Raw genomic sequence first — 14,075 nt, 5'->3', positions numbered from 1 at the left:
CAAGTTTGGCTTATGTTTTCTAGCCGAAGTGAGTGCCGGATGAGAGCGTGCCTTTTGCATAATGAGCCAGCGAGTTTATCTGTACTGCAAGGTTAAGCCTTTCTGAGGCGGAGCCGCAGCGAAAGCGAGTCTGAATAGGGCGCTTGAGTAGTGCGGATAAGACCCGAAACCGAGTGATCTATCCATGGGCAGAGTGAAGCTTGGGTAAAACCAAGTGGAGGCTCGAACCAGTTAGGGCTGAAAACCTTTTGGATGACCTGTGGATAGGGGTGAAAGACCAATCAAACTCGGTGATAGCTGGTTCTCCCCGAAATATATTGAGGTATAGCCTCAGGTAATTCGCACACGGAGGTAGAGCACTGAAAGGGCTAGGGGCCCCACCAGGTTACCAAACCCTATCAAACTCCGAATGCCGTGTGTTTTATCCTGGGAGTCAGACTGTGGGTGAGAAGGTCCATAGTCGAGAGGGAAACAGCCCAGACCGTCGGCTAAGGTCTCCAAATTTGTGCTCAGTGGGAAAGGAAGTGGAGTCGTTTTGACAGCCAGGAGGTTGGCTTAGAAGCAGCCATCCTTTAAAGAAAGCGTAATAGCTCACTGGTCTAGTGATTCTGCGCCGAAAATGTAACGAGGCTAAGCACAATACCGAAGCCACGGGTGTGCGTTTTAACGTACGCGGTAGGGGAGCGTTCCCTGCGGGATGAAGGTGAACCGGAAGGTTTGCTGGACTTCAGGGAAGTGATCATGCTGGCATGAGTAACGATAAAAGAAGTGAGAAACTTCTTCGCCGTAAGCCCAAGGTTTCCTGGGTAAAGATAATCTTCCCAGGGTGAGTCGGCCCCTAAGGCGAGGCTGAAAAGCGTAGCTGATGGGAAACAGGTTAATATTCCTGTACCTGTGGGACATCGTTTGAGTGAAGGGGGGACGCAGAAGGGTAGGTCATCCGGGTGTTGGATGTCCCGGTTCAAGCCTGTAGGCTTGCTTCGTAGGCAAATCCGCGAAGCTTTAAGGCCGAGAGGTGATGACGTGTCGCAAGACAGAAGTGACTCATCCCATGCTGCCGAGAAAAGCCTCTAAACGAGATGTTTCGCGGACCGTACCGCAAACCAACGCAGGTGGGCGGGGAGAGTATCCCAAGGCGCTTGAGAAAACTCTGGTCAAGGAACTCGGCAAAATGACCCCGTAACTTCGGGAGAAGGGGTGCTCCTTCTTGTGATGGGACTTGCTCCCTGAGCATCAAGGAGTCGCAGAGAAACGGCGGGGGCGACTGTTTACTAAAAACACAGGTCTGTGCGAAGTCGTAAGACGCGGTATACAGACTGACGCCTGCCCGGTGCCGGAAGGTTAAGGGGAGAGGTTAGGGCAACCGAAGCTTTGAACCGAAGCCCCGGTAAACGGCGGCCGTAACTATAACGGTCCTAAGGTAGCGAAATTCCTTGTCGGGTAAGTTCCGACCTGCACGAATGGCGTAACGATCTCCGCGCTGTCTCGACCAGAGACTCAGTGAAATTGAAGTGGCGGTGCAAATGCCGTCTACCCGCAGCAAGACGGAAAGACCCTGTGCACCTTTACTATAACCTGGCATTGGGTTTTGGGATATCATGTGTAGGATAGGTGGGAGGCTGTGAAACCTGTACGCCAGTATGGGCGGAGCCATCCTTGAAATACCACCCTTGTTATTCTAAAACTCTAATACTGGTCAGTGAAGCCTGACCGTAGACAGTGCCAGGCGGGTAGTTTGACTGGGGCGGTCGCCTCCCAAAATGTAACGGAGGCGTGCAAAGGTTCCCTCAGGCTGATTGGAAACCAGCCGTTGAGTGCAAAGGCATAAGGGAGCTTGACTGTGAGAGAGACATCTCGAACAGGGACGAAAGTCGGTCTTAGTGATCCGGTGGTCCCGCATGGAAGGGCCATCGCTCATCGGATAAAAGGTACGCCGGGGATAACAGGCTGATCGCGTCCAAGAGTTCACATCGACGACGCGGTTTGGCACCTCGATGTCGGCTCATCACATCCTGGGGCTGGAGCAGGTCCCAAGGGTACGGCTGTTCGCCGTTTAAAGTGGTACGCGAGCTGGGTTTAAAACGTCGTGAGACAGTTTGGTCCCTATCTGCTGTGGGCGGAGGAGACTTGAGAGGGCCTGTCCCTAGTACGAGAGGACCGGGATGGACGAACCTCTGGTGGACCAGTTGTCGCGCCAGCGGCACAGCTGGGTAGCTATGTTCGGAAAGGATAACCGCTGAAAGCATCTAAGCGGGAAGCCTGCCTCAAGATTAGGTCTCCCTGGAAGAAATTCCCTAAAGGTCCCTGGTAGACCACCAGGTTGATAGGCTGGAGGTGTAAGCGTCGCAATACGCTCAGCTGACCAGTACTAATAGACCGTGAGTCTTAACCTCTCTATTCTTCATTCCCTATCAAAAAGGTGAATTGTGATCAGTGACTTGTGGCTGGAATTATTTTGAATCCCCACAAACCACAAAACACAAACCACCATACACCAAATTAGTTCTGGTGACCTGGGCGGAGGGGATACACCCGATCCCATTCCGAACTCGGAAGTTAAGCCCTCCAGCGCCGATGATACTGCGGTTCTAACCGTGGGAAAGTAGGACGTCGCCAGAACTTTCTTTCAATTACAAAAAGCCCGCTTCAGCAGAAGCGGGCTTTTTGTTTTGGATTTGTCGGGAATTCTTATCCACCCCAACTGCCATCTTTAAGCAACTCCCACCGAGGCTATCGCACTCCAGCACGGCCCCCGTTTTCAATGAGACCGGCTGAAGATAAATAGATGGTAAATACTCAGCTCATCCGAGGAAATTCAGACTGGATACCGGCCTTCGCCGGTATGACTTAACTGGGAAAGGACGTGGTATGATAAGTCATTCCGGCGAAATCCGGAATCCAGCTCTGGCGAGTGACCTCAGCGTATGTGCTGAATACTTACAATAGATTTTGGTCACTTTTAAAATATTTCCATCACCGAAAAACAATGTCAGGGTGTTGGGCACGTCGTGCCGCAGCAACCTTCCAGAAAACCGCTGTACATGTAAAACACCCGTTGCTCGCGGACAATCCTGTCCGGATCAAGTGTTGGTGAAGGATTTTCGAGAAGGAGTTTTTGGAGAACTTCCCAGGAGGGAATGGACGCGAATCCACTGTCCAAGACTTTGCCGTCCATTGTTCGCAGCAGGCGAGCATCCTTGCTGTCCGTCACCACGACCAGGGAAACCGGCCCTTCTGGAACAAGTCTGCCGGCGTAAACAGCCTCACGAGTGTATGACTCCGGAGTTCCGGAGCAGAACAGGAGAGCCAAGACCGGTTTCCCCTGTCCATCATGGACCAGCAGGTCCACGTTTCGTGAGAAGGGCTTATCGTCTATATCGAATTTAATCTCGACCTTGGGAATCACGTTTTCCTTTGGGTATCCTTTTTCCTCAACAAGCATACGGGCCAATCCCTGTCGCAAATCTTCATACGTCGTCATCTCAAGTTCAGCGCCTGTGAGGTAATCTTGTATGGTTTGCCCAAGGCTCACTTCATGCATGTGCTGCTCCTTCTATCGAACGTTTTCCAATGAATCTGGTAAAGTAACTATTCAGTTCATCCGGAGGGTGGTCATTCACCAGCACTGGATTCCGGCTTTCGCCGGAATGGCTTATCGTGGCAAGCTGAATCTATACAGTCATACCGGCGAACGCCGGTATCCAGATCTTTTTCGCGGACTTGCTGAATAGATACCTGGTAAAAAACAAAGGCACTTGAACAATCGCCGGTCCTTTATGAGAAAGAGATACCGATTACCGACTCAGAATCCGGACACAGCATTACGGCGTGCTGAATCGTTACAGGTCGAGATGCCTCTCAGAGATGAAGGTCATCTGTCAATATCAGGTAACATCAGGCAAGATTGCCGGATAAGAGGTGAAAGAAGGATTGCACGAATCTTCCGGAAACGACGTCAACCAAGGGAAAAGAGATTTTCTGGCGGCTGGAGAAACTTCCGGTCAGAGCCAGAAAAAGGCCCTGGGATGATATTTCGGTTCGTTGGCGGCAGTTTTCGATGAAATCCTTGTTCTCCGGACTTTCCTGCAGGTCGAAAAAACGGCAGTCCAGGGGGCGTGACGCGAAGATCAGGCAACGCTGTTCCTGGGACAAGGGGCAGATTATGGCTTGTTGATTATAGAGTCGGGCGAATTCCTCTTCCGATTCCCCAGCGGATTCTTTCCGCAAGGCGCGACAGGTCCGGGTGACCTCGGAACAGCGTTCTATCGCAGCCAGCCGTTGGGCGCTATGCAGTTTACGATTCAAGTGATGCGTCAGGAAGGCTGCCTCGATCAGGGAAATCTCCACGCAATTGGTGCAGCACAGAGCATTGTCCCGGCCGCAAAGAGAGGCAGCCTCTTGCTGTTGCAAGCGAACGTCGATTTCCGCGAGCAAGGCTTCATGGTCCGCGAAAAAAGGACGCAAATCCACCAGGGTCTTCCATTCCAGGGAGGGTTCGCGAATGGTCAGCCGTCCCTCTTTTTTGCCGATCTTGCGCACCAGCCACCACTGATCGAAGTTGGCGGGCTGGGAACGCAGCTTCTTGATTTTCTGTTTGACGAGTTTACTGCCCAATCCGCGGCGCAAGAGATAAGCGGAAATGATTGTGCCGGTGCGTCCAATGCCGTGACGGCAATGCACGTAGACCTTCTTGCCCAGATAGATGGCCTCGTCCAGCCAGGCCAGGGCGGTCTCCAGGGCTTGCAGTTGCGGAGTTTCCTCGTCCTCAATGGGGAGATAGTGCACTTCAAAGCCTTGCTTCATTTCAATATCGTGCAGGTCGCAGTACTCGGCGCAAAGGTTCATGATCGCGTCGATCCCCGCTGCCTTGAGGCTGTCCAGATGATCGTAAGACATGGGCGCTGGGCCTGTGGCCAAATGATCAGTGACCCAGTAAATGGGATATCCTGTTGCATCACTCATTAGTATCGCCTTCATCCTGCCATTTTTTTGCCATCTCCTCGGCCATGGCCAGTGCATGATCTTCGCTTTCAAGAACCATGTCCAGCAACGGAGTGCGGCCAAGCACGTATCCTGCCACACGCAACCGCAACTGGGTGGCTTCATGTCCCAGACGCATGCATTTGGCTTCAAGCATATCTTCGTTGATGTCCACGCGAAAATCAAATTGGGTCAAGACGCTGCGGATCATGGCCAGCCGCCAGACCTTTTTTTCCTGCGAGCCTCCCCCACCCTTGAACCGGAATTGGATGTGATTTTCTTCAGGACGTGGACCGGACATGGCATCCAAGACCGCGAAGTGATAACCAAAGCGTAGCAGTAAGTGGGTGTAGTTGGCGGCCACCAGGGCGTAGCTGGCCAGAAGGGACGATTTGAGGCTGAAAATTCCTCCGCTGACCTGGTCGAAACGTTCCCAATCCACATGTACCAACTCCTTGGACCAGGTGATGTCCCGATCAGAAAGACCGCTCCAGACAGCCTGCATGGGAGCGCTCGTGAAATCTTCCGGCCGCACTGTTTTTTTGTTCTGAGCCGATTCACGCAAGCCATCGCCGAGATCCAGAACCTGCATAACCATGGGGATGTCGGATTCCAGGCTCTTGCTGCTTCGCAAACCGCGACCCTTGGCTTCCACCAGGGAAAACATCTCCTGAGTGCCCTTTTCATGAACAAAGCGAACGAGGTCGTGATAGGTCCGGCAATTTTCCGGTGCAAAATCTGGTGACGTCGGGTCGGTCAGGGAGAGAGGGCTGATCAGTTGCATGAGGGGTTTCATTTTACGTTGAAACGGGATGGTCGGCCTGCTTTTTTGCTTTTCCTGCCATTCAAGCAATTCCGCCACTTCTCCGTCGTACACAACGCCCCGGTAGGCATCAACGGTGACGGTTTGTCCCTGGGTCAAGGTTGTTGCCAGGCTGCCAAGTCCGACAACCAGCGGAAGGCCGAACTCCCGCGCCACGGAGGCAAAATGGCTGGCCTTGCTGCCGTGTTCGGCAAGCACCGCCTGGACGTTGTGCACCACGTGCACAAGGCTGGGCGGGATATTCGGCGTGACAAGAATGCTGCCTGATGGGATCCCACTGGTGTCCCCATCACCGGAAATATAGTGGACCGGGCCTGCGGCAATGCCCACGCTGGCCGGGGTACCTACTTCCATCAGCACGGCGATGTGGTTGGAAGGCGTAGGCGTATCTTGGGCCTGATCGTGGATCAGCGCTTCCGGATCCGACCCATCCTCGGGCATGTGGATGGGCCTGGACTGGAGTATTGTCAGTTTGGACATCTGATCTTGCGCCCACTCCACATCCTGGGGAACGCCGGCCAAGGATTCCAATTCAAGGCCCCATTCCGCCAGGGAAGTTGCCGCGGCATCGTCCAGGCAAAGAGTGTTTTTCTTCGCATTTTGGGAACCGGTGTCTGACGACCTGTCCTCGGGCGCTGGTTGCTTGGCCAGAAAATGTTTGGGATCGTTTCGGGAAATCAGAAAAATATCCGGAACCGCGCTACCATCCACAAGGCGGGTGCCCAATCCGGAAACGGCGGTGATAACCAGACAAGATCCCTTGCACATGTCCAGGGGGTCCATGGTGTACATTACCCCACTGGCATGCGGAGAAATCATGGGCAGCACCAGTACGGCCATAGGGGTCTGGCTGTCGTCCAGACCGTAATGCAGGCGATAGGTCAAGGCACGGGAAGTGTATTTACTGGCCAGCACGGATTTGTATGCTTCGCAGATGTCTTCCTGGCGCACGTCGAGCACGGTGGCGTACTGTCCGGCAAAGGATACCTCGCTGTCCTCGGCGCTGGCGCTGCTGCGCACGGCCCAGGCTGTGAATTGGTCCGTACCAGTGACGTCATGCATGGCGTCGAGGATCTGTGTTTGAACAATGTCGGGCACTTTTCCCGACATGACGGCCTGCTGCAGGCTATCCGCAATTCGTCGCAGCCGATCCGGGCGTTGCAGACTCAGTCCGCGCAGGCCGCGGGCAATGACCTGCTGCAGGTTGTTTTCCTCCAGGAACGCATGAAAGGCATTGGTGGTGATGACAAATCCGGGTTGGACCGGGATTTTTGTTTCTTTGCGGATGCGACTCAGAGCACGGGCTTTGCCGCCCAGCATCTCCGGGTGCTCCCAAGCCTTGTCCAGAGGCAGTGCGTAGGGAGGACTGGTGATGATATCAGGTCCCGGCAGCAAATCCATGAGCTCCTCGGAGATGCGGGAGTGGCTGTGCGTCAGGAGGTCATAGGTTCCAGGGCGCATTGCCACCAGGCAGTCAATCAAGCGCTGCGTCGTTGTGGACAAAGCCTGGACAAGCAGGGCAATGCGGGACCAATCCGTCGGGATTGGGCGATGGTGAATTTCTTCCAGCTTGGTGATCAGTTTGAGACACTTCCTGTCTTCCCGCAACAGGTTCTGAAACATGCTGAATCGTCGCATGACCACCTTGTCCGGTGAGAAAATCCGTTCAGCCCAGGATGAAATTTTTTGCAATGCCATGTTTTCCTCACCTTTCTGCCCACATGAGCCCGACAACTGCAGCAGATCTTGGTCGTGTCGCACCAATCGGGTTGCAGAAGCCTCCACGAGGTATGGTCAGTCGATCAGGCGTGGCCGGCTCTAGCCAGAATTTGCGCGGTTTTATCCACAAGCTCATCAATGTCGATGGGCTTGACGCAATATTCATCAGCCCCGAGCTGCATTGCCTGCTTGGCTGTTTCCAGTGTGGGATAGCCGGTGAGCATCATCACCCGGATATGCGGATTGATTTTTTTCAGCTCTTCCAGCACTTCCACACCGCTCATCTTCTTGAGCTTGATGTCCAGGATGGCCAGGTGAGGAGGGGTCTTGCTGGCATGCTCAAGAGCTGGTTCCTCATCGCTATACACATGCACGTTGTGTCCCTGGCGGGTCAAAATGCGGCGGATCATCACGCCCACATCCTGCACGTCGTCCAGAACAAGAATCTCTGCCATCAAGTTCTCCTTGTTTATGTCAGCATCGGATTCCGGAGGTCATCGAGGCCGGACCTGCTGTGAATCATTTGTAACTTCTCGGCACACTTTCTTCCTCAGGCGAGGGGAATCGGGGTCGGGGTCGGGGTTGGAATCGGTTTTGAACACGGAATGCCTCCTCCACGGTTCGTCGAGCAGTTGCAATCATTTGAAGTAACTACCCAGCACATCGCGCGATTCACGTGCACTGGATTCCGGCTTTCGCCGGAATGAGTTGTTGCAGCAAGTCGTTTCCCCATCAGTCATACTGGCGAAGCCGGCGCCAGCCAGGTCTTCTTCTCGAAATTCGGATGAATAGATACGGTAGCGGCAAGCAACCGCGAAGGTGGTAATCAAGTCCTCTTGGGTATTTCCACGCACTCGTCGTCGGGCATGGTGTTGCCCTCCAAGGGCAACTCGACGAAGAACACCGTGCCGGGACCGAGTTCGGCCTCGCAAGCAGGGTAGTTGTCATTATACTCGCTAGGCACGGGACTGAACGCGCTGATTCGTCCGCCGTGGTCCTTGATGATGCCGAAAGTAACCGAAAGCCCGAGCCCCGTGCCTTTGTCCACAGGTTTCGTGGTGAAGAAGGGCTCGAAGATCTTGTCCAGATCCTCTTCCAGGATGCCGCTGCCCGTATCCGCAACAGAGACCACGAGGCGGCGACGGTGGGCGCAGAGCTTGGTCTTGATCATGATACAGCCGTCCGTGCCGATGGCGTCCGCGGCGTTGTTGAGCAGATTCATCCAGACCTGTTTCAGGCGTTCCTTGTCCCCGGTAACAGGCGGGATCTGGTCGTCGAGTTCCTTGATGATCACGATCCGGTTCTGGCGGAAGATGTGCTCCACCAGATCGGCCACTTCATGAAGAGATTGGTTGATGTCGATCTGGGTTTGATCTTTTTCCGTATTCCTGGAAAAACTCAGCAGGTCAGCCACAATTTTTCGACATGCCTGAGCCTGCTTTTCAATGATGGCCACATCCTGGGCCACGGGATCGTTGTCAGGAATGTCCTTGAGCAGCAACTGGGCGTATCCCAGGATGATGCTCAAGGGGGTGTTGATCTCGTGAGCCACGCCGCCGGCCAAGCGACCCAGGTCTTCCATCTTCTGGGAGTGGATCAGCTTCTCCTGGTACTGCTTGACTACGGTAATGTCCCTGGCCGTGGAGAGCAGTCCAATGATCCGGTCATTCTCGATCACCGGGACCTTCACGACGTGGTGCCATTTCTTGCCCTTGTTGCCCTTGGTCATGATTTCCTTGGACAGTGGCTGTTTCGTCATCAGGATCTGCATGTCTTCGTGGTAGTTCTGGTCCGCCTGTTCCGGATTGAAGACATCGAAGTCCGTGCTGCCAATAATTTCGTTTTCATCTCGTCCCAAGTGGTTGCAAAAGGCCTTGTTTACGGCAAGGTACACCAGGTTGTGGTCCTGGAGGGCGACCAGGTCAGGGGTGACGTCCAGGATAGTCTTTAACAGTTGTTTTTGCAGGCTTAAATTCTTTCGGGAAAGGCGCAGTTCCTCGATGTGATTTTTCAGGGTCAGCGCCATGTATTCAAAAGATTCGGCCAGGCTTTGGATCTCATCACCGGCATTGCGGCGGTAGACGGGACAATTCAGACAGTTGTCGACTTTTTCTGGAAATCCGCCCGTTCCGCAATCCGGGCAAAAGGTTCCGGCAATATACCAACAGCGACGTTGGCGATCTCCACGTGCCGGGCAATGATCTTTGTCGCAATCCATGATCTCCCAACAGTTGCGCTCAAGAAATGGACTTACCTGGACGTCCAAGTCGCCTTTGACCACGGCCTCGGCTGAATGGCGTAGCGCATTGATCCTCCTGGTAACGGTTCGAGCGAAGAAACTGCCGACCATCAGCGCCAGGATGGTTGCTCCAAGCGTCATGAGCATGTTCAACCACATCAGCCGGTCGATGGACGCCTTGATGGTGCTGTAGGACAGGCCGACCCTCACGGTTCCCAGGCGAGTCTCGTCCACCATGACAGGAGCGGCGAAGTCGTAGATCCGTTCGGTGCCGGTATCCAAAAACTGAATGGAAAAAGGTTGCTGGTCCTCAACCAGGTTGGCCAGACGCAGGGCCACCGGAAAGCCTTCCCTGAAACTGTGAGCCAGAACCTGGCCGTGGCGATCCAGGATGAAAGCGTACACGATGTCGTTTTCATCGCCAATCTGGACGACCTCAGTGGCCAGGATCGTGAGGCGCAAAAAATTCATGGCCAGAATGGATTCCACGGAACGTGCGGAAAGGTTGACGACTAGGCTCTGGCCCCGCTTGAGCGTTTCATCGAGCAGGGCACGGGAACTCACGGCATAACTCATGATGCCCAGGAGCAGGCCGAAGCAGATGATGATCAGGGCCAGCCCGAGGTTGATCTTTGATTGGAATGATCGCCGGGCCAGGTAATGCAATATGGAGCGCATGGCTAACACTCCAGCTGATGTCGGATGAGCTCCCGCGGAGTCATGCAGCGCTTATTGCAGTCCGGCCCGACGGACCAGGTCGCGGACGGCATCGAAGTCCTCGGGCTGCGCGGCAACTATTCCGCTTATGGCGGCTCTTTCCAGAATCAGGCGGTGTTCGGGGTTGTCAAAATCAAGAGCAAGCATGGCATCCTTGATTGACTCCACAATCTCGACAGCGAGGCCTTGACGAGCTGAAAAACTCCAACCGGGATACCGCTGGGTGCGCGCCAGAATGCGAATCTGTGAAAGATCGATCTTGTCTTCCAACAGTTCCAGGGCGCCCTCGCGAACCGTGCCCACGTCGTAGCGACCGGCGTATACTCCGAGAATGACGCTTTCCTGTTTTCCGCCAGGCCCTGGAGCGAAAACGATTTCCGAAAAGTCTTCCGGCATGATGCCATGATCAATGAAATGCCCCAAGCCGAAAAGATATCCGCCGGCAGAAAACTGATCCACGGCAATCCAGCGTTTACCGCGGCAATCCTCCAGGGCCTGGATTTCCGGGTTGTCCGCCCGGGTGATGATCAGGCCGCCGAAAGCCGCTTCACCGGTCAACTCGATGATCTTGGCAAAGACCTTTGCCCCGGATCGCTCCGCGGTCAGGGCGTAGACAAACGGGTTGGCATAGGAGATGTCGATCTTGCCCTGGTCGAGCATCAGCATGTGCTCGTGAAAGGTTTCCGGGAAAATCTGGCGGATGTTCAAATCCGTGACCTCGGAGAGATACTGGACCAAGCGCTGATGGCGTTCGAAGGAAACCGTGTGCGAGAATTGGGGCAGATAGGCGTAGGTGATGACTGGCTGATGAGGTCCCGGAGTTACCTCTTCGCGTTCGGCCAGATCAACCTTGACTGGTGTGGACTGGTCGCCGCAGGCCGAGAGCAGGAAAATCAGCATGAGATGGAGCAGTAACCAAAAAAATCTATTTTTCATGTTCATCTCCTGGTAAAAATCCGTAAGGATTGAACGCTGGCGATTGTCAACGGCTGCTCGTCAAACCGGGAGTTTCCGGCTGGGGGCGCCAAAACGGACTGTTGCATTTCAAATTATCCCGGCAGCCCCTTGTGCTTGTCTACATCCGCCCAGGTAATCATCTTTTCCTCCTCCTGCCCGGGGCGGCGGAGTTTGGGCGTGTCATCATGAAAGAAGGGCAGCCACGGTTTGAGCTTGGCGAAACAGATCCGGACCAGAATGTACATGGGGATGAACACGGCAGGATAGCCGACGATATCCGGAAGCAGGGGGATGGAAAAAGCCAGTTCGAACTCGATGGCCTGGAATCGTGTGGCCATCCAGGCCAAGGCAAAGGGGACAGGCCATAACGTCGAAGCTCCCTGGCCGATGGTGGCGAAAAAATACTTTCCCCATGCTTCATTAGCCAACTTGTTGCATGCACGGTAGCTTTCCTTGTCCTTGTGGATGATCGCTTTCACCGAAAGGTTGTGCAGGCGAATGGACTCCTGCTCCAATTTGCGGATGTGGGCCCGGTTCAGGCGGCCTACACCCAGTGCCGTCAACTCGCCGATCAGGGTGCACCACAGGCAAAGGATGAACGTACCGAAAAAGAAGCCGCCAACCGGATCCGATATCATTCGGTAGGGCGAGATGAGGACTGAGTCCAGCCAGAGATAAGCAGTCAGGACAAATTCGGAAAATTCATGCATGTTCCTCAATTCCTATCCTAAAAAGAAATGGAAAAAAAGGGCCGACGCCGAAGCGTCAGCCCTGATGGTTACTGATGTGTTTTCAGGCATTACCCGAACAGCAGACTCATCAAATCCCTGCCGATAAAACCGCGGGCCATGAAGTTCAGGCCAACGTAGAAGGCCAGGATGATGAAGAATCGCTTCAGCCATTTGTCGGAAATATAGGCCGAAGTATGGGGTCCGACCATGGAACCGATGACGATGCCTACCAGTTGGGTGCCGATCAGGGGCCAGTGAACAAGTACGCCCTGCTGGAGGTAGCTCAGGATGCTGGTGATCATGCCGATGATCACGGCCAGGGCGGACGTGCCCGCCGAAAGATACATGGGCAGCCCGGTGACGCTGGTCAGGAAGGGCACGAGCATGAATCCGCCGCCCACGCCCAGGAACGCGGCGATGGCTGCAATGAAAAAACCGCCGATGATGGGGTAAATCGGGTTGAAGGAGAATTCGACCCCGTAAAAGGTGAACGAAATTTTGCTTGCTGAAAAGGATTTCATCTTCACGCCCAGTTCGCTGGTATCCACTTTCTCCCCGGAGCGCTTCCTCTTCATGGTCGCTTCAAAAGCTTCCGCGGCTTTCTTGGCCTCCTTCTTTCCGGCCGAACCTCGGGGGGTGGTTTCATACAGCATGTAGAAGCCGAGAAACAGCACGAAGATGCCAAAGTAGCCCACATACTCGCGAAAGGAGAGCTTGCCCGCGGTCAGCATCGGAATAAGATAGCTGCCGGCGATGGATCCGATAGCCAGAGCCGCGGCGACGGGGAAGACGAGTCGTCCCAGCTTGTAATAGTTGATGGAGGAAATCAGGGCGCTGGTACCCACCATGAACTGGTTGGAGACGCGGATGGAGTCGGTGACGGCCCGGTTGATGGTCGGGGCAGTCTGCCGGAAGGTGCCGGCATAGTTGCCCAGACCGTAAATAGTGATGTGTCCGATACCGGCCATGATCCCGCCGAAGGCGCCGACGGTGGAGAAAACCCAGCCCACCCAAACGGCCCAGAAGAAGGCGAGGATCAGGCTGATTTGGGGCGCTCCGGGGATGCCGAGATATCCTGGAGGCGCGTTGGGATCGATCTCGCCTCTTTCGGTGCCTCTCGGCGCCTCGGCGATGGCTTGTTGGAGATCAGCAACCTGGGCCCAGGAATGTTCCGCAGCAAGGAACATTGTCCCCAGGGTCAGCACGAGTGCGATGACCAGAACCATTTTTTTGTGCATACACGTTCCTCCCATCCGTTAGATTGTTGTTTCTTTGCCGTGGAGGGAAATGCAGCTGGCCCGCTTCCGGCAAGTTCTTCAAGAAAACTTAACGAAATTGCCTCTATTTCCGATCCGGTTCGGAAAGCAGAACCTGAATGGCGTATTCTTCCCTTGTTTTATTCGAGGCTATATTCGGATTGACGAAAGAAAGGGCATGGGTGGTGCAGGCCGTGACGCAGGCCGGCTTCTGGCCTTGATCCACTCTGTCGCGGCAATAGTCGCACTTGATTGCCCTGCCATTGACCATGTCCCACTGCGGAATCTTCCAGGGACAGGCGATGATGCAGGCCTTGCAACCCACGCACAACTCGCCTTTAACGAAAACAATTCCATCTTCTTCGCGTTTCGTCATCGCTCCAGTGGGGCATGCGGTGACGCACCAGGGTTGTTCACAGTGGAAGCAGGGCATGAACATGTACATGTATTTTGCCTGATTTTTCTTTTCAATGGGTCCCAACGTGACATGTTGTCCCAATTTGGCTCCGGTGGGCACCCTGTTCTTGGCCTTGCAGTGAACCTCGCAGGCCTTGCAGCCGATGCATCTGTCCTGATCGATCTTGATGAAGTAGTTGCTCATAATTCATGCTCCTTCTTTGCTTCTAAGCTGTAATATCCTGTGGAAAGATTGC

At 54.4% G+C, this 14,075-nt stretch carries 9 protein-coding genes and 2 rRNA genes (1 of these 11 running past the window's edge); 2 read left to right on the top strand and 9 right to left on the bottom strand.

Annotation, left to right across the window (positions count from 1 at the left end):
• Both ACYQ15_RS09130 and rrf read left to right on the top strand, forming a co-directional pair.
• Positions 1–2,393, top strand: a 23S ribosomal RNA gene (locus tag ACYQ15_RS09130) (it extends 658 nt beyond the left edge of the window).
• A 111-nt stretch (positions 2,394–2,504) separates the two neighbouring features.
• A 5S ribosomal RNA gene (gene rrf, locus ACYQ15_RS09125) occupies positions 2,505–2,619 on the top strand.
• A gap of 370 nt (positions 2,620–2,989) precedes the next feature.
• Here rrf and ACYQ15_RS09120 read toward each other — a convergent pair.
• From ACYQ15_RS09120 to ACYQ15_RS09080, 9 genes are all read right to left on the bottom strand, one after another.
• A complete protein-coding gene (locus tag ACYQ15_RS09120; protein ID WP_459937206.1) occupies positions 2,990–3,541 on the bottom strand; it encodes a type I restriction enzyme HsdR N-terminal domain-containing protein in 552 nt (183 codons plus the stop codon).
• Positions 3,542–3,894: 353 nt separating this feature from the next.
• The gene (locus ACYQ15_RS09115; protein WP_459937205.1) at positions 3,895–4,962 is read right to left on the bottom strand and encodes a protein-tyrosine phosphatase family protein; all 1,068 of its coding nucleotides are present in this window, start codon (positions 4,960–4,962) and stop codon (positions 3,895–3,897) included.
• Positions 4,955–7,501: a PEP/pyruvate-binding domain-containing protein gene (locus ACYQ15_RS09110; protein WP_459937204.1), complete on the bottom strand. Its 2,547-nt coding sequence runs from the start codon at positions 7,499–7,501 to the stop codon at positions 4,955–4,957. The genes ACYQ15_RS09115 and ACYQ15_RS09110 overlap by 8 nt, the downstream gene beginning before the upstream one ends.
• 104 nt (positions 7,502–7,605) lie before the next feature.
• Positions 7,606–7,977, bottom strand: coding sequence for a response regulator (locus ACYQ15_RS09105; RefSeq protein WP_459937203.1), 372 nt, complete (start codon positions 7,975–7,977; stop codon positions 7,606–7,608).
• A 371-nt stretch (positions 7,978–8,348) separates the two neighbouring features.
• A complete protein-coding gene (locus ACYQ15_RS09100) occupies positions 8,349–10,439 on the bottom strand; it encodes an ATP-binding protein (RefSeq protein ID WP_459937202.1) in 2,091 nt (696 codons plus the stop codon).
• 51 nt (positions 10,440–10,490) lie between these two features.
• Entirely contained in the window at positions 10,491–11,414 is a 924-nt protein-coding gene (locus ACYQ15_RS09095; protein WP_459937201.1) for a phosphate/phosphite/phosphonate ABC transporter substrate-binding protein, read from the bottom strand.
• Positions 11,415–11,527: 113 nt separating this feature from the next.
• A complete protein-coding gene (locus tag ACYQ15_RS09090; protein WP_459937200.1) occupies positions 11,528–12,145 on the bottom strand; it encodes a hypothetical protein in 618 nt (205 codons plus the stop codon).
• Between the two features lie 89 nt (positions 12,146–12,234).
• On the bottom strand, positions 12,235–13,404 hold the full coding sequence (locus ACYQ15_RS09085) for a sulfite exporter TauE/SafE family protein (RefSeq protein WP_459937199.1): 1,170 nt from the start codon (positions 13,402–13,404) through the stop codon (positions 12,235–12,237).
• A gap of 103 nt (positions 13,405–13,507) precedes the next feature.
• Positions 13,508–14,023, bottom strand: coding sequence for a 4Fe-4S dicluster domain-containing protein (locus tag ACYQ15_RS09080; protein WP_459937198.1), 516 nt, complete (start codon positions 14,021–14,023; stop codon positions 13,508–13,510).
• Between the last annotated feature and the right edge of the window lie 52 nt (positions 14,024–14,075).

The sequence above is a fragment of the Desulfonatronum parangueonense genome, assembly GCF_054656975.1.
This window is presented reverse-complemented; position numbering and strand designations above follow the sequence as displayed.

Excerpts from the sequence above, each read along its gene's own strand:
- ACYQ15_RS09120 (WP_459937206.1), bottom strand. The coding sequence starts at position 3,541 with ATGCATGAAGTGAGCCTTGGGCAAACCATACAAGATTACCTCACAGGC.
- ACYQ15_RS09115 (WP_459937205.1), bottom strand. The coding sequence starts at position 4,962 with ATGAGTGATGCAACAGGATATCCCATTTACTGGGTCACTGATCATTTG.
- ACYQ15_RS09110 (WP_459937204.1), bottom strand. The coding sequence starts at position 7,501 with ATGGCATTGCAAAAAATTTCATCCTGGGCTGAACGGATTTTCTCACCG.
- ACYQ15_RS09105 (WP_459937203.1), bottom strand. The coding sequence starts at position 7,977 with ATGGCAGAGATTCTTGTTCTGGACGACGTGCAGGATGTGGGCGTGATG.
- ACYQ15_RS09100 (WP_459937202.1), bottom strand. The coding sequence starts at position 10,439 with ATGCGCTCCATATTGCATTACCTGGCCCGGCGATCATTCCAATCAAAG.
- ACYQ15_RS09095 (WP_459937201.1), bottom strand. The coding sequence starts at position 11,414 with ATGAAAAATAGATTTTTTTGGTTACTGCTCCATCTCATGCTGATTTTC.
- ACYQ15_RS09090 (WP_459937200.1), bottom strand. The coding sequence starts at position 12,145 with ATGCATGAATTTTCCGAATTTGTCCTGACTGCTTATCTCTGGCTGGAC.
- ACYQ15_RS09085 (WP_459937199.1), bottom strand. The coding sequence starts at position 13,404 with ATGCACAAAAAAATGGTTCTGGTCATCGCACTCGTGCTGACCCTGGGG.
- ACYQ15_RS09080 (WP_459937198.1), bottom strand. The coding sequence starts at position 14,023 with ATGAGCAACTACTTCATCAAGATCGATCAGGACAGATGCATCGGCTGC.